Annotated in this window: 14 protein-coding genes; 6 read left to right on the top strand and 8 right to left on the bottom strand. The window is 61.0% G+C overall.

Features of this window, described 5'->3' with window-relative positions:
• Nucleotides 1–87 precede the first annotated feature (87 nt).
• Complete coding sequence (locus CAF76_RS14790) at nt 88–279, bottom strand: hypothetical protein (protein WP_064593376.1); 192 nt, start codon at nt 277–279, stop codon at nt 88–90.
• An 11-nt stretch (nt 280–290) separates the two neighbouring features.
• Nucleotides 291–1,589 (bottom strand): phospholipase, encoded by a 1,299-nt coding sequence (locus tag CAF76_RS14795; protein ID WP_085647680.1) that lies wholly within the window; start codon nt 1,587–1,589, stop codon nt 291–293.
• Between the two features lie 235 nt (nt 1,590–1,824).
• On the opposite strand from CAF76_RS14795, the gene kdgD reads away from it, so the two are divergent.
• From kdgD to CAF76_RS14820, 5 genes are all read left to right on the top strand, one after another.
• Nucleotides 1,825–2,736, top strand: a complete 912-nt coding sequence (kdgD, locus tag CAF76_RS14800; protein WP_011332448.1) for a 5-dehydro-4-deoxyglucarate dehydratase — start codon at nt 1,825–1,827, stop codon at nt 2,734–2,736.
• 61 nt (nt 2,737–2,797) lie between these two features.
• Nucleotides 2,798–4,237 (top strand): aldehyde dehydrogenase family protein, encoded by a 1,440-nt coding sequence (locus tag CAF76_RS14805; RefSeq protein ID WP_011332449.1) that lies wholly within the window; start codon nt 2,798–2,800, stop codon nt 4,235–4,237.
• A gap of 99 nt (nt 4,238–4,336) precedes the next feature.
• Complete coding sequence (locus tag CAF76_RS14810) at nt 4,337–5,701, top strand: MFS transporter (RefSeq protein WP_039769701.1); 1,365 nt, start codon at nt 4,337–4,339, stop codon at nt 5,699–5,701.
• Nucleotides 5,702–5,712: 11 nt separating this feature from the next.
• Entirely contained in the window at nt 5,713–7,266 is a 1,554-nt protein-coding gene (gene garD, locus CAF76_RS14815) for a galactarate dehydratase (RefSeq protein WP_039769258.1), read from the top strand.
• A 288-nt stretch (nt 7,267–7,554) separates the two neighbouring features.
• Complete coding sequence (locus CAF76_RS14820) at nt 7,555–8,496, top strand: AEC family transporter (RefSeq protein WP_007953620.1); 942 nt, start codon at nt 7,555–7,557, stop codon at nt 8,494–8,496.
• Nucleotides 8,497–8,533: 37 nt separating this feature from the next.
• On the opposite strand, the gene CAF76_RS14825 is transcribed toward CAF76_RS14820, so the two are convergent.
• The 6 genes from CAF76_RS14825 to gatC form a co-directional block, all read right to left on the bottom strand.
• Nucleotides 8,534–8,914, bottom strand: coding sequence for a carboxymuconolactone decarboxylase family protein (locus CAF76_RS14825; protein WP_011332452.1), 381 nt, complete (start codon nt 8,912–8,914; stop codon nt 8,534–8,536).
• Nucleotides 8,911–9,972 carry a calcium/sodium antiporter gene (locus CAF76_RS14830; protein WP_085647681.1) on the bottom strand — a complete coding sequence of 354 codons (1,062 nt, stop codon included), beginning with the start codon at nt 9,970–9,972 and terminating at the stop codon, nt 8,911–8,913. Before CAF76_RS14830 ends, CAF76_RS14825 begins: the two co-directional genes overlap by 4 nt.
• 46 nt (nt 9,973–10,018) lie before the next feature.
• Nucleotides 10,019–10,393, bottom strand: a complete 375-nt coding sequence (locus CAF76_RS14835) for a septal ring lytic transglycosylase RlpA family protein (RefSeq protein ID WP_064593383.1) — start codon at nt 10,391–10,393, stop codon at nt 10,019–10,021.
• A 148-nt stretch (nt 10,394–10,541) separates the two neighbouring features.
• Nucleotides 10,542–11,987 (bottom strand): Asp-tRNA(Asn)/Glu-tRNA(Gln) amidotransferase subunit GatB, encoded by a 1,446-nt coding sequence (gatB, locus tag CAF76_RS14840; protein ID WP_039769265.1) that lies wholly within the window; start codon nt 11,985–11,987, stop codon nt 10,542–10,544.
• Between the two features lie 10 nt (nt 11,988–11,997).
• Nucleotides 11,998–13,449 carry an Asp-tRNA(Asn)/Glu-tRNA(Gln) amidotransferase subunit GatA gene (gene gatA / locus CAF76_RS14845; RefSeq protein ID WP_085647682.1) on the bottom strand — a complete coding sequence of 484 codons (1,452 nt, stop codon included), beginning with the start codon at nt 13,447–13,449 and terminating at the stop codon, nt 11,998–12,000.
• A gap of 16 nt (nt 13,450–13,465) precedes the next feature.
• Complete coding sequence (gene gatC / locus CAF76_RS14850; protein WP_007953612.1) at nt 13,466–13,753, bottom strand: Asp-tRNA(Asn)/Glu-tRNA(Gln) amidotransferase subunit GatC; 288 nt, start codon at nt 13,751–13,753, stop codon at nt 13,466–13,468.
• A gap of 211 nt (nt 13,754–13,964) precedes the next feature.
• Between gatC and mreB the strand changes: the two genes are divergently transcribed.
• Complete coding sequence (gene mreB / locus CAF76_RS14855) at nt 13,965–15,002, top strand: rod shape-determining protein MreB (RefSeq protein WP_002555108.1); 1,038 nt, start codon at nt 13,965–13,967, stop codon at nt 15,000–15,002.
• The last annotated feature ends 101 nt before the right edge of the window (nt 15,003–15,103 follow it).

Raw genomic sequence — 15,103 nt, forward strand, 5'->3', positions numbered from 1 at the left:
AAAGATCTGCCGCGATCCTTCGCGGCAGTCGTCGCACTTTACCCGGCGAATCGCTGAGGCGCGCCGGGGCAATCTTGTCCGGGCATTTCAGCTGTGGGGCAGAATCGAACGATCCACCCTGACCGCCAGTTTTCCCGGGCCGGGCTTGACGTCGAACGTCGCCTGGCCATGAGCATCCACCGACGCGCGGGCGATAGCCACGCCATCGCGCAGCAATTGCAGCGGCGCACCTTTCAATGATTGGCCCGAGGCCAGTTCCAGTTTCAATTTGAGGGTCATCGAATCGCTCCTTAATTCGTGTTGCCGGTTGGGTAATAGTCCTTGAGCAGCAGGTAAGTGCTCCAGCCCCACCAGTCGTCGACGGTGGCGGTGTCGTTGAGGTTGTTAACGTCCTTGCGCCGCAGGACTTTGTTGCCCTCGACGCGGAACAGTGGCGAGAAGTTGTTGGCCGGGTCTAGCACGGCGGTCAGATCCGGCAGCCGTTGCAGCGCGTTGAAGGTGGTCGGCACGTTGCCGCTTGAATACGCGGCATACACCTCGTTTGCCGAATCCTGCACCGCTTGATTCACCTGATTGCGGTTGTCGGCATCCGTGGCGTCGAAGTAGCGCTTGTCACCGAACGCCCGCCATTGCTCGCCATGTCCGTTACGTACCTTGAGGCCGAATTTGCTGTCTTCGTCGTGCATGAAGCGGGTGATCAACGAGCCCAGGTCACTCGGCGTCACCGCGGCGGCCATGGCTTTGCGCGGCACCCGCAAATGTCCGGAGGAAAACAGGTCGGTGAGGTAGTGATCGGCAAAAGCGTTCATCGCGTAGGCCCGTTCCAGTTGCAGTTCGTCTTGGCTGGCGTGGGCGGCAGCGGCGTTTTGCAGGGCAACGGTGTGCCCGGCGATGTAGGCTTGTCGGGCCCATTCGCCGAAATGGTCGGCGTTGTTTGCCGCCAGTTTCAGATAGCGACCGAGCGGAAACAGCGCCGAGACGAAACTGCCGCCGCCGGTGATTTTGTTCCACTCTTCCGACAACGTATCTCCTAACGCGTCGTAGGCCTCATGAGGCTGCTTACCGTCCTTGATTGCCTGTTTAACCGCGTCGATCTCCTTTTGCATGATCGCGAGAATCTGCGTCGCTTCAACTTTAGAAGCGGGCAGCGCTGCGAGGCTGTCGAAGGCTGCCGTGAAGCGCTGAAGGCGATCAGCCGGGGTCGATCCTTCATTGATCGGGCGGTCGACGATTCCATAGAAATCACCACCCAGTGCCAGCACCTGGCCGTAGGTCAGCGCCAACCCGTTCGGCAGATGCAGGGGCACGTTTTGCGCGAGTAGCGGCTCGGCATTTTCAACGAAACGCAGCTGGGTGTTATCGCCGATAGCCGTGTGTTCCGCACCTTCGAAGCGCAGTTGCGGCTTGCCTTTCAAGGCTTGAGCGGGCAGGGCGGTCACGGGTTCGACATCGCTGTGCGAGTCGGCGGTGTGCAACAGCAAGTGCGGGTTTTCGGCATTGAAGGCGATGCCGCCGGGGGTAAACAAGTCATCAAAACGAGCGATGACCGGTGCAGGTTTTTCGAAGCATTTTGTGTGTAGACCGGACATTTCTTTCTCCTTGATATGTCGTCGGCAGGTTGTATTTAGCTGTACGTATATACAGTTAAGTTCAGCCTAGTCGAGAAATTTCCTACGTCAAAAAGAAATCCTGTCCGACAAAAAATGCCCTCCAACGATGAAATGCAGTTGACGGTTATATTTTAAGTTGTACGATGACCTACAACTTCGGCGAAGGCTGAACGGTCCACTCACAAAAAAACGTTGCTACCAGGGTGTTCGAATAATGAATCCACAAGAACTGAAGTCCATCCTCTCCGCCGGCCTGCTCTCGTTCCCGGTGACCGATTTCAATGCCCAGGGCGATTTCAACCGCGCTGGCTACATCAAACGCCTGGAATGGCTGGCCCCGTACGGTGCTTCAGCCCTGTTCGCCGCCGGTGGCACCGGTGAATTCTTCTCCCTGGCTGCCAGCGAATACTCGGAAATCATCAAGACTGCCGTCGACACCTGCGCCAGCAGCGTGCCGATCCTCGCCGGTGTCGGTGGTTCGACCCGCCAGGCCATCGAATACGCTCAGGAAGCCGAGCGTCTGGGCGCCAAAGGTCTGTTGCTGCTGCCGCACTACCTGACCGAAGCCAGCCAGGACGGTGTCGCCGCCCACGTTGAAGCGGTGTGCAAATCGGTCAACATCGGTGTGGTGGTGTACAACCGCAACGTCTGCCGCCTGACCGCGCCGCTGCTGGAGCGTCTGGCCGAACGCTGCCCGAACCTGATCGGTTACAAGGACGGTCTGGGCGATATCGAACTGATGGTGTCGATCCGTCGTCGCCTCGGCGATCGCTTCAGCTACCTCGGTGGTCTGCCGACCGCCGAAGTCTACGCCGCTGCCTACAAGGCCCTGGGCGTGCCGGTCTACTCGTCGGCGGTGTTCAACTTCATCCCGAAAACCGCGATGGACTTCTACCACGCGATTGCCCGCGAAGATCACGCCACCGTCGGCAAGATCATCGACGACTTCTTCCTGCCGTACCTGGACATCCGCAACCGCAAGGCCGGTTACGCCGTGAGCATCGTCAAGGCAGGCGCCAAGATCGCCGGCTATGACGCAGGCCCGGTGCGGGCGCCGCTGACTGACCTGACCGGCGAAGAGTACGAAATGCTCGCTGCGCTGATCGACAAGCAAGGTGCGCAGTAACACACCTCTATAAACAAGGCCGCTGAGCAATCAGCGGCCTTTTGCGTCAGGAGAATGATTCGTGACCAAGCGCTATGACAACTACATCAACGGTGAATGGGTCGCCGGTAACGATTACTCGGCGAACATCAACCCGTCCGAACTGAGTGACACCATCGGCGATTACGCCAAGGCTGACCTGGCTCAGGTCAACGCCGCTATTGACGCCGCGCGCGCCGCGTTCCCGGCGTGGTCGACCTCGGGCATTCAGGCCCGTCACGATTCGCTGGACAAAGTCGGCACCGAAATCCTCGCCCGCCGCGAAGAGCTCGGCACCCTGCTGGCCCGGGAAGAGGGCAAGACCTTGCCCGAAGCCATCGGCGAAGTGACCCGCGCCGGCAACATCTTCAAGTTCTTCGCTGGCGAGTGCCTGCGCCTGTCCGGCGACTACGTGCCGTCGGTGCGTCCGGGCGTCAACGTCGAAGTGACCCGCGAAGCCCTGGGTGTGGTCGGCCTGATCACCCCGTGGAACTTCCCGATTGCCATCCCGTCGTGGAAAATCGCCCCGGCCCTGGCCTACGGCAACTGCGTGGTGTTGAAGCCAGCGGATCTGGTGCCGGGTTGCGCCTGGGCCCTGGCCGAAATCATCTCCCGCGCAGGTTTCCCTGCCGGCGTGTTCAACTTGGTGATGGGCAGCGGCCGCGTGGTTGGCGAAGCTTTGGTCAACAGCCCGAAAGTCGACGGCATCAGCTTCACCGGCTCTGTCGGTGTGGGTCGGCAGATCGCGGTCAATTGCGTGTCGCGCCAGGCCAAGGTTCAGTTGGAGATGGGCGGCAAGAACCCGCAGATCATTCTCGACGACGCCGACCTCAAGCAGGCGGTCGAGCTGTCGGTGCAGAGCGCGTTCTACTCCACTGGCCAGCGTTGCACGGCTTCGAGCCGACTGATCGTCACTGCCGGGATTCACGACAAGTTCGTCGAAGCTATGGCCGAGCGCATGAAGTCGATCAAGGTCGGCCACGCGCTGAAGGCTGGCACCGACATCGGTCCGGTGGTTTCGCAAGCGCAGCTTGAACAGGACATGAAGTACATCGACATCGGTCAGTCCGAAGGTGCGCGTCTGGTCAGCGGCGGTGGTCTGGTGACCTGCGACACCGAGGGTTACTTCCTTGCGCCGACCCTGTTTGCCGACAGCGAAGCGTCGATGCGCATCAGCCGCGAAGAGATCTTCGGCCCGGTGGCCAACATCGTTCGCGTGGCCGATTACGAGGCTGCACTGGCCATGGCCAACGACACCGAATTCGGTCTGTCGGCGGGTATCGCCACCACGTCGCTGAAGTACGCCAACCACTTCAAGCGTCATTCCCAGGCCGGGATGGTGATGGTCAACCTGCCGACCGCCGGTGTCGATTACCACGTTCCGTTCGGTGGCCGTAAGGGTTCATCCTATGGCTCACGTGAGCAAGGCCGCTATGCGCAAGAGTTCTACACGGTCGTGAAGACCAGCTACATCGGTTCGTAAATCGCTGCACCCGCGCCGGGCCTTCGCCTGAGGCCCTGCGCGGCACAAGACCAAAGAATGTTTTACCCGCATAAAAATAATCAGTGGGAGTACATCTACATGCAATCGTCCAAGCCGACTCACGTCCGCTATTTGATCCTGCTCATGCTGTTTCTGGTGACCACGATCAACTACGCCGACCGCGCCACCATCGCGATCGCCGGTTCCAGTTTGCAAAAAGACCTCGGCATCGACGCGGTCACCCTCGGCTACATCTTCTCTGCTTTCGGTTGGGCCTACGTGGCCGGGCAAATTCCAGGCGGCTGGCTGCTCGATCGCTTCGGCTCGAAAAAAGTCTATGCCCTGAGCATTTTCACCTGGTCGCTGTTCACCGTGCTGCAAGGCTTCGTCGGTGAATTCGGCATGTCCACGGCCATCGTCGCGCTGTTCATGCTGCGCTTCCTGGTGGGTCTGGCCGAGGCGCCATCGTTCCCCGGCAACGCACGCATCGTGGCGGCCTGGTTCCCGACCGCCGAGCGCGGCACCGCTTCGGCGATCTTCAACTCGGCGCAATACTTCGCCACCGTGTTGTTCGCGCCGCTGATGGGCTGGATCGTGTTCTCCTTTGGCTGGGAGCACGTGTTCATCGTGATGGGCCTGCTCGGCATCGTTTTCTCGCTGGTCTGGCTCAAGGTTATCCACAGCCCGCGCCAACACCCGATGGCCAACGAAGCGGAAGTGAAGTTCATCGCCGACAACGGCGGCATGGTCGACATGGACCAGAAACAAGGCAAAAAGGCTGACGGTCCGAAGTGGGATTACATCCGCCAGTTGCTGACCAATCGCATGATGCTCGGCGTTTACCTGGGCCAGTACTGCATCAACGGCATCACCTATTTCTTCCTGACCTGGTTCCCGGTGTACCTGGTGCAGGAACGCGGCATGACCATCCTCAAGGCCGGTTTCATCGCCTCGTTGCCGGCGATCTGCGGCTTTATCGGCGGCGTGCTCGGCGGGGTGATTTCCGATTACCTGCTGCGCAAGGGCCATTCGCTGACCTTTGCCCGCAAGGCGCCGATCATTGCCGGTCTGCTGGTTTCGAGCAGCATCGTGGCGTGCAACTATGTCGACGTTGAATGGATGGTGGTCGGCTTCATGGCCCTGGCATTCTTCGGCAAAGGCGTGGGGGCTCTGGGCTGGGCAGTGGTGTCCGACACTTCGCCGAAACAGATCGCCGGTCTGAGCGGTGGCCTGTTCAACACCTTCGGCAACATCGCCTCGATCACCACTCCGATCGTCATCGGTTACATCATCAGTTCCACCGGCTCGTTCAAATGGGCGCTGGTGTTCGTCGGTGCCAACGCACTCGTGGCGGTGTTCAGCTACCTGGTGATCGTCGGCCCGATCAAACGTGTGGTCCTTAAAGAGCCGCCAACCCAGGGCGGTTCCGAAGCCACCGGCAAATTGTCTCAAGCGCATTCCTGAGGAGCGGCGTCATGCAGTTGATTGAACATTCCGACTCGCCGCGCTACATCCGCCTGCACGAGCGGGACAACGTAGTGGTAGTGGTCAACGACCAGGGCGTGCCGGCCGGCACCGCATTTGCCGATGGCCTGGTGACGGTGGATTTCGTGCCGCAGAGTCACAAGGTCAGCCTCGTGGATATCCCCGAGGGCGGCACGGTGATTCGCTACGGCCAGATCATTGGCTACGCGTTGCAGCCGATTCCCCGTGGCAGTTGGGTCAAGGAAGATCAACTGCGCATGCCGACCGCGCCACCGCTGGACAGCCTGCCGCTGTCCACCGATGTGCCGGCCGCCCAGGCACCGCTGGAAGGCTTCACGTTCGAGGGTTATCGCAACGCCGACGGTACCGTCGGCACGCGCAACATCCTCGGGATCACCACTACCGTGCAATGCGTCACCGGGGTGCTCGATCACGCGGTGAAACGGATCAAGGACGAACTGTTGCCGAAGTATCCGCACGTCGATGACGTGGTGGCACTGACTCATAGTTACGGTTGCGGCGTGGCCATCACGGCGACCGACGCTTACATCCCGATCCGCACCGTGCGCAATCTGGCGCGCAACCCGAACCTCGGTGGCGAGGCGTTGGTGATCAGCCTGGGCTGCGAGAAATTGCAGGCCGGGCAGGTGATGCACGAGGACGATGCCTCGGTGGATCTGAGCGAGCCGTGGCTGTATCGCTTGCAGGATTCCAGTCACGGTTTCACCGAGATGATCGAGCAGATCATGGAACTGGCCGAAGTTCGCCTGAAGAAACTCGACCAGCGCCGCCGGGAAACCGTGCCGGCGTCCGAGCTGATCCTGGGTATGCAGTGCGGCGGCAGCGATGCGTTTTCCGGCATCACCGCCAACCCGGCGCTGGGTTATGCCTCGGACTTGCTGCTGCGGGCGGGGGCCACGGTGATGTTTTCCGAAGTCACCGAAGTACGCGATGCGATCTACCTGCTGACCTCACGGGCGCAGAGCAAAACCGTTGCCGAAGAACTGGTGCGCGAGATGGACTGGTACGACCGTTACCTGGCCAAGGGCGAGGCGGATCGCAGCGCCAATACCACGCCGGGCAACAAGAAGGGCGGGTTGTCGAACATCGTCGAGAAGTCGCTGGGTTCGATCGTGAAGTCCGGCAGCAGCGCGATCAGCGGTGTGCTCGGCCCGGGTGAGCGCTTCAAGCAGAAGGGTTTGATCTTCTGTGCGACGCCGGCGAGTGATTTCGTCTGCGGTACGTTGCAACTGGCGGCGGGGATGAACCTGCACGTGTTCACCACCGGTCGTGGTACGCCTTATGGTCTGGCCATGGCGCCGGTGGTGAAGGTTTCGACTCGTACCGAACTGGCGCAGCGCTGGCCGGATCTGATCGATATCGATGCCGGGCGGATTGCTACCGGTCGCGCGTCTATCGAGGAGTTGGGCTGGGAGTTGTTCCACTACTACCTGGATGTGGCGAGCGGCAAGCAGCAGACGTGGGCGGAGAAGCACAAGCTGCATAACGACATTACGTTGTTCAATCCGGCGCCGATTACTTGATCTGCTTGAGGGGTGTGGTGCCTGTACTGGCCATGCCCTCACCCCAACCCTCTCCCGGGGGGAGAGGGGGCTGACCGAGTTGTCTTTCGTTTTACATCGACCTGAAAAATCGAATTGATTATGGATTCGGCGACGTAGTTTCAGGTCGATAATTTTCTGGAGCATCCCCGGATCAGTCCCCTCTCCCTCCGGGGGAGGGTTAGGCGGGCGGCGCTCCGATGAGGGGCTTTTGAAGGTTTTGGCTTATCATTAGCCCCCTAACGACGCTCACCTCCAAGGCTCCCCGGCATGCTGGCTATTTTTCTTGAAACCCTGAACATCACCGCGCCGGTGTTTGCCATGCTGTTTCTCGGTGTGCTGCTCAAGCGCATCGACTGGATCAACGACAACTTCATCCACACAGCTTCGTCGCTGGTGTTCAACGTCACCATGCCGGCGCTGCTGTTTCTCGGCATCCTGCATGCCGACCTGCACGCCGCGTTGCAACCGGCGCTGCTGATCTATTTCGCCCTCGCCACGCTGGTCAGTTTTGCCGTGGCCTGGGGCTGGGCGATTTTCCGCTGCCCGCGTGAAGATCGCGGCATCTACACGCAAGGTGCGTTTCGCGGCAACAACGGGGTGATCGGCCTGGCACTGGCGGCGAGCATGTACGGTGACTACGGGATTTCCCTCGGCGCGATTCTCGCGGCGCTGGTCATCCTGTTCTACAACACCCTGTCGACCATCGTGCTGGCGGTCTACAGCCCGGTGATCAAGTCGGACCCGTGGAGCATCTGCAAAAGCGTGGTCAGCAATCCGTTGATCATCAGCGTGATCGCGGCGGCGCCGTTCGCTTATTTCAAGATCGGTCTGCCGGGGTGGCTGGAAACTTCCGGCCAGTACCTGGCACAGACCACGCTGCCGCTGGCACTGATCTGTATTGGCGGCACGCTGTCGCTGGCGGCGCTGCGCAAGAGCGGCAACATGGCGCTCAGTTCGAGTCTGGTGAAGATGGTCGGCCTGCCGGTGATCGCCACGCTGGGTGCATGGCTGTGGGGTTTTCGCGGGGCGGAGCTGGGGATTCTGTTTCTGTACTTCGGCAGCCCGACTGCCGCTGCCAGTTTTGTCATGGCCCGTGCGGCGCAGGGCAATCATGAACTGGCGGCGGCGATCATCGTGCTGACCACGTTGATGGCGGCGATCACCACCAACATCGGGATCTTCTTCTTGCAGTGGGGCGGGTGGATCTAGCCTGAGAACGGGTTTGCTCGCGAAGGGGACAGTGCTGTCACTCAGGCTTCTGGTAACTGTCGATCACTTCCTGCGCCGCGCGAAACGCATCGATCGCCGCCGGTACGCCCGCGTACACCGCGCAATGCAGCAGCGCTTCACGGATTTCATCGACCGTGCAGCCATTGTTCAACGCACCGCGCACATGGCCCTTCAATTCCTGCGGGCACTTCAACGCAGTCAGTGCAGCGAGAGTGATCAGGCTGCGGGTCTTCAGTGGCAAACCTTCGCGATTCCACACGCCGCCCCAGGCGTGTTCGTTGACGAAATCCTGTAGCGGTTGGGTGAACTCGGTGGCGTTGCCCAGCGCGCGGTCGACAAACGCGTCGCCCATTACCTGACGGCGGACTTCAACCCCGGATTTCTTCGATTCGGTCATGGCACATCCCTCTTGTGGTGTTGGCGGCGCCAGGCGCGCACGGACGTGAAAAACAGAAACGTCAGCAGCGTCGGCAGCACATAAAACAGCATCAATCGCTCGAGCTTGCCGGCCAGTGGCATGCCGGTGGTGAACGACACCACGTGCAGCCCGTACGCCAGATACAAACCCAGCAGCAGCAAACCTTCGGCCCGTGTCACGCGATAACCGGAATAGAACACCGGCAGGCACAGCGCAGCGACGCCGAGCATCACCGGCAGGTCGAAATCCAGCGCGTTCGGCGAGACCGACAACGGTGTCGGTGCGATCAGCGCGGTGAGGCCCAGCACCCCGAGCAGGTTGAACAGGTTGGCGCCGATCACGTTGCCGACTGCAATGTCCCGCTGACCGCGCAGCGCGGCGATCAACGATGTAGCCAGTTCCGGCAGCGAGGTGCCGACCGCGACCACGGTCAGGCCAATCACCCGCTCGGAGAATCCCAGGTCAGTGGCGACGACCACGGCTGCACCCAGCAGCAAGTGCCCGGCGAACACCAGCATGCCCAGACCGCCGACAATCATCAGCAGGCTGGTAAACCACGGGGCCTGCGGATCGTGGGGTTGATCGGAATGCGGGCGGGTCGAGTGCCGTGATTGGCGCAGCAGTAATCCGAGATAAAGCGCCAGGGCGCCCAGCAGCAGAATGCCGTCGAGGCGCCCGAGTTCTTCATTCCATGCCAGCAGGAACACCAGCAGGCTGGCGCCGATCATCAACGGGATGTCGAGGCGCACCAGTTGCCGCGATACCCGCAGCGGAATGATCAGCGCCGACAGGCCGAGGGTGACAAGAATGTTGAAAATGCTGCTGCCGATCACGCTGCTGACCGCGATGTCCGGCGTGTGCGCCTGCACGGCTTGCAGGCTGACGGCCATTTGCGGGGCGCTGCTACCGAGGGCGACGATGGTCAGGCCGATGATCAGCGGTCGTACATGCAGACGCGCGGCCAGGCGCACGGCGGCGCGCACCATCAGTTCGGCGCCGGCGATCAGCAGGAACAGCCCGCTGAGCAATTCGATCACGCTGATCAGGGGTAAGTCGGTCAGTCCGAAAATGGTGGACGCTCCATCAGTCGTCGAGGGCCTGGACCCGAACCCGGGCGGTTCCACTGCGCAGCATACCGAGCTGTTCGGCCGCCGCACGTGAAACATCGATCAGGCGGCCACGGGTGTGCGGGCCACGGTCGTTGATGCGGACCACGACGGATTCATCGTTTTTCAGGTTGGTGACCTTCACCCGAGTGCCGAACGGCAACTGGCGGTGGGCGGCGGTCAGGGAATTCTGGTTGAACGCTTCGCCGCTGGCGGTACGTTTACCGTGGTGTTTGGCTCCGTAATAGGAGGCGACGCCGGTCTGGTCGTAACCGTGCGGGTCGATGATGTCGGTGCTGGCGCAACCGGCCAGCAAAGAGAGCAGGGCGCAGGCGCCGAGCAGACGTTTCATTCGAAAGCTCCCAAATAACAATGTGGGAGCGAGCCTGCTCGCGATAGCGCAATTTCAGACACTGCAAAAGTGACTGACAGACCGCCATCGCGAGCGGGCTCGCTCCCACAGGGATTGGAGCCAGGCTTTGGATCTGGCTCCATTGTGGTCAGCCTTCGAGCTTGCTTTTCAGCAGTTCGTTCACTTGCTGCGGGTTGGCCTTGCCCTTGGAGGCTTTCATGGCCTGACCGACGAAGAAGCCGAACATCTTGCCGCGCTTGGCTTCGTCTGCCGCGCGGTATTGCTCGACCTGCTCGGCGTTGGCCGCGAGCATTTCGTCCAGCACCGCCGAGATTGCGCCGGTGTCGGTAACCTGCTTCAGGCCGCGCTTTTCGATGATCTCGTCTGCGCTGCCTTCGCCGTTGGCCATCGCTTCGAACACCACCTTGGCGATCTTGCCGGAGATGGTGTTGTCCTTGATGCGCTGCAGCATGCCGCCCAGTTGCTCGGCGGAAACCGGCGAATCCTCGATGTCCAGGTTCTGCTTGTTGAGCAGGCTGCCCAACTCGACCATCACCCAGTTCGCCGCCAGTTTGGCGTCGCCGCCGATGCTCGCGACTTTCTCGAAGTAGTCCGCCTGCTCACGGCTGGTGGCCAGCACGTTGGCGTCGTAGGCCGACAGACCGAAGGCACTCTGGAAGCGCTCGCGTTTCTGCGGTGGCAGCTCCGGCAGGGTGGCGCGCACGTCGTTGAGGAACGAATCCTCGATGACCACCGGCAGCAGGTCCGGATCGGGGAAGTAACGGTAGTCGTTGGCTTCCTCTTTGCTGCGCATCGGACGGGTTTCGTCCTTGTTCGGATCGTACAGACGGGTCTGCTGGATCACTTTGCCGCCGTCTTCGATCAGGTCGATCTGACGCTGGATCTCGGAGTTGATCGCCTTCTCGATGAAGCGGAACGAGTTGACGTTCTTGATCTCGCAGCGGGTGCCGAACTCGACCTGGCCTTTCGGACGTACCGACACGTTGCAGTCGCAACGCAGCGAGCCCTCGGCCATGTTGCCGTCGCAGATGCCCAGGTAACGCACCAGCGCGTGGATCGCCTTGACGTAGGCCACCGCTTCCTTGGCGCTACGCATGTCAGGCTCGGACACGATTTCCAGCAGCGGCGTGCCGGCACGGTTCAGGTCAATGCCGGTGGCACCGCTGAATTCTTCGTGCAGGCTCTTGCCGGCGTCTTCTTCCAGGTGCGCACGGGTGATACCGACGCGTTTGACCGTGCCGTCTTCCAGGGCGATGTCCAGGTGGCCCTTGCCGACGATCGGCAATTCCATCTGGCTGATCTGGTAGCCCTTCGGCAGGTCCGGGTAGAAGTAGTTCTTGCGGGCGAACACGTTGTGCTGACCAATCTCGGCGTCAATCGCCAGACCGAACATCACCGCCATGCGCACTGCTTCCTGGTTGAGCACCGGCAGCACGCCGGGCATGCCCAGGTCGATCAGGCTGGCCTGGGTGTTCGGCTCGGAACCGAACTGGGTGGAACTACCGGAAAAGATTTTCGACCGGGTGGTGAGCTGGGTGTGAATCTCCAGCCCGATCACGACTTCCCATTGCATGTGTGTCTCCTCAGAAGCCGGTTGGGGTGCGAGTGTGCCAGTCAGTGTTCAACTGATACTGATGCGCAACGTTGAGCAAACGGCCTTCCTGGAAATACGGCGCGAGCAGTTGCACGCCAACCGGCAGACCGTCGACAAAACCGGCCGGCATCGACAGGCCCGGCAGGCCCGCGAGGTTGGCGGTGATGGTGTAGACGTCTTCCAGGTAGGCAGCGACCGGGTCGCTGTTCTTGGCGCCCAGTTTCCAGGCCGGGTTTGGCGTGGTCGGGCCGAGGATGACGTCGACTTCATTAAAGGCGGTCATGAAGTCGTTCTTCACCAGGCGACGGATCTTCTGGGCTTTGAGGTAGTAGGCATCGTAGTAACCGGCGGACAGCGCGTAGGCACCGACCATGATCCGGCGCTGTACTTCAGGCCCGAAACCTTCGCCACGGGAGCGCTTGTACAGGTCTTCCAGGTTCTTCGGGTCTGCGCAGCGGTGGCCGAAGCGCACGCCGTCGAAACGCGACAGGTTGGAGGACGCTTCTGCCGGGGCGATCACGTAGTACGCAGGAATCGCGTGCTGCATGTTCGGCAGGCTGATTTCCTTGATCACGGCACCGAGCTTCTGCAGCTCTTTGATGCTGTTCTGGATCAGGTCGGCGATGCGCGGGTCGAGACCTGCACCGAAGTATTCCTTCGGCACACCGATGCGCAGGCCTTGCAGCGAACCGTTCAGGCCGGCGGCGTAGTCTGGCACTGGCTCATCGATGCTGGTGGAGTCGTTCGGATCGAAGCCGGCCATACCTTGCAACAAAATCGCGCAGTCTTCGGCGGTGCGAGCCAGAGGGCCGCCCTGATCGAGGCTGGAGGCGTAAGCGATCATGCCCCAGCGCGAAACGCGACCGTAGGTCGGTTTCAGGCCGGTGAGGTTGGTGAATGCAGCTGGCTGACGGATCGAACCGCCGGTGTCGGTGGCCGTTGCGGCAGGCAACAGACGAGCGGCAACCGCCGCCGCTGAACCACCGGACGAACCGCCCGGCACGTGTTCCAGGTGCCACGGGTTTTTCACTGCGCCGTACCAGCTCGACTCGTTGGCCGAACCCATGGCGAATTCGTCCATGTTGGTCTTGCCAAGGGTCACGGTGCCGGCGGCGGCCAGCTTCGACACCACGGTGGCGTCGTATGGGGCCTTGAAGTTGTCGAGCATCTTCGAGCCGCAGCTGGTGCGGATGCCCTGGGTGCAGAACAGGTCTTTATGGGCGATCGGCGCGCCGAGCAGGGCGCCGCTCTCACCATTGGCCCGGCGCACGTCGGCGGCTTTCGCCTGCTCGAGGGCCAGTTCTTCGGTGAGGCTGATGAAACTGTTGAGCTGCGGATCGAGCTGGGTAATGCGTGCCAGCAGGACTTTGGTCAGCTCTTCGGAGGAAAACTTTTTATCGGCGAGACCGCGGGCGATCTCGGCCAGAGTCAATTGATGCATTGCAGGCTCTTTCCCTTTAGTCGATGACTTTCGGAACCAGGTACAGGCCGTTTTCGACCGCTGGTGCGATGGACTGATAAGCCTCGCGGTTATTGCTTTCGGTCACGACGTCGGCGCGCAGGCGCTGACTGGCTTCCAGCGGGTGGGCCAGCGGCTCGATACCGTCGGTATTGACCGCCTGCATTTCGTCGACCAGCCCGAGAATGCTGTTGAGGGCCGAAGTGATGTGTGGAAGATCGGCGTCATTAAGGCCAAGGCTGGCCAGATGAGCGATTTTTTCCACGTCGGAGCGTTCTAGCGCCATCGGGTTTCTCCAGTGGAAAACAGGACGGACGGCGTCCGTGTGTTAGATTGTCGGAACACTACCGCACTTCTACGGTCATAAGGCCGCGATTGTGGGGCTTGGTGCACAGAAAAGCGGCCAATTTAACATATTGGCGCCTTGCCCAAAATCCCTGTCGTTGTTAGAGTTTGCCGCACTTTTTTACCCACGCGTTGCCTAGGGTCCCTTTCCCATGTTCAAGAAACTGCGTGGCATGTTTTCCAGCGATCTTTCCATTGACCTGGGCACTGCCAACACCCTTATTTACGTGCGCGAGCGCGGTATCGTCCTGAATGAGCCATCGGTTGTGGCCATTCGGACACACGGTAACCAGAAAAGTGTCGTCGCTGTCGGCACCGAGGCCAAGCGCATGCTCGGCCGTACGCCGGGCAACATTGCTGCCATTCGTCCGATGAAGGACGGCGTGATCGCCGACTTCAGCGTCTGCGAAAAGATGCTGCAATACTTTATCAACAAGGTTCACGAAAACAGCTTTCTGCAGCCCAGCCCTCGTGTGCTGATCTGCGTTCCATGCAAGTCCACCCAGGTTGAGCGTCGTGCCATCCGTGAATCGGCCCTTGGTGCCGGTGCCCGTGAAGTGTTCCTGATCGAAGAGCCGATGGCCGCTGCGATCGGTGCCGGCCTGCCGGTTGAAGAAGCTCGCGGTTCGATGGTCGTGGATATCGGTGGTGGTACTACCGAAATCGCGCTGATCTCCCTGAACGGTGTGGTCTATGCCGAATCCGTACGCGTTGGCGGCGACCGCTTCGACGAAGCGATCATCACCTACGTGCGCCGCAACTACGGCAGCCTGATCGGCGAATCCACTGCCGAGCGCATCAAGCAGGAAATCGGTACGGCCTACCCGGGCGGCGAAGTTCGCGAAGTCGACGTTCGCGGTCGCAACCTGGCCGAAGGCGTTCCACGCGCATTCACCCTGAACTCCAACGAAGTGCTGGAAGCTCTGCAAGAGTCTCTGGCAACCATCGTTCAGGCCGTAAAAAGTGCCCTGGAGCAATCGCCGCCGGAACTGGCTTCCGACATCGCCGAGCGAGGCCTGGTGCTGACCGGTGGTGGCGCGCTGCTGCGTGACCTCGACAAGCTGCTGGCCCAGGAAACCGGTCTGCCGGTGATCGTTGCCGAAGATCCGCTGACCTGCGTCGCTCGCGGCGGTGGCCGTGCACTGGAAATGATGGACAAGCACACCATGGACCTGCTCTCCAGCGAATAAGTCGCCGGGTGCAATACGTGGGTGAGCGCACAGGCAGCACTTTGCAGTGCTGCCTGTTGGCGTTTATCTTCTGTCAGTCTTCATCCAGGCCGGTTTGATGC

Source organism: Pseudomonas sp. B40(2017), assembly GCF_002112855.1.
In the GTDB taxonomy this organism is placed as follows: domain Bacteria; phylum Pseudomonadota; class Gammaproteobacteria; order Pseudomonadales; family Pseudomonadaceae; genus Aquipseudomonas; species Aquipseudomonas pharyngis.

What these genes read in the sequence shown, in the direction of transcription:
- CAF76_RS14790 (WP_064593376.1), bottom strand. Translation starts at nt 279, where the DNA reads ATGACCCTCAAATTGAAACTGGAACTGGCCTCGGGCCAATCATTGAAA.
- CAF76_RS14795 (WP_085647680.1), bottom strand. Translation starts at nt 1,589, where the DNA reads ATGTCCGGTCTACACACAAAATGCTTCGAAAAACCTGCACCGGTCATC.
- kdgD (WP_011332448.1), top strand. Translation starts at nt 1,825, where the DNA reads ATGAATCCACAAGAACTGAAGTCCATCCTCTCCGCCGGCCTGCTCTCG.
- CAF76_RS14810 (WP_039769701.1), top strand. Translation starts at nt 4,337, where the DNA reads ATGCAATCGTCCAAGCCGACTCACGTCCGCTATTTGATCCTGCTCATG.
- garD (WP_039769258.1), top strand. Translation starts at nt 5,713, where the DNA reads ATGCAGTTGATTGAACATTCCGACTCGCCGCGCTACATCCGCCTGCAC.
- CAF76_RS14820 (WP_007953620.1), top strand. Translation starts at nt 7,555, where the DNA reads ATGCTGGCTATTTTTCTTGAAACCCTGAACATCACCGCGCCGGTGTTT.
- CAF76_RS14825 (WP_011332452.1), bottom strand. Translation starts at nt 8,914, where the DNA reads ATGACCGAATCGAAGAAATCCGGGGTTGAAGTCCGCCGTCAGGTAATG.
- CAF76_RS14835 (WP_064593383.1), bottom strand. Translation starts at nt 10,393, where the DNA reads ATGAAACGTCTGCTCGGCGCCTGCGCCCTGCTCTCTTTGCTGGCCGGT.
- gatB (WP_039769265.1), bottom strand. Translation starts at nt 11,987, where the DNA reads ATGCAATGGGAAGTCGTGATCGGGCTGGAGATTCACACCCAGCTCACC.
- gatA (WP_085647682.1), bottom strand. Translation starts at nt 13,449, where the DNA reads ATGCATCAATTGACTCTGGCCGAGATCGCCCGCGGTCTCGCCGATAAA.
- gatC (WP_007953612.1), bottom strand. Translation starts at nt 13,753, where the DNA reads ATGGCGCTAGAACGCTCCGACGTGGAAAAAATCGCTCATCTGGCCAGC.
- mreB (WP_002555108.1), top strand. Translation starts at nt 13,965, where the DNA reads ATGTTCAAGAAACTGCGTGGCATGTTTTCCAGCGATCTTTCCATTGAC.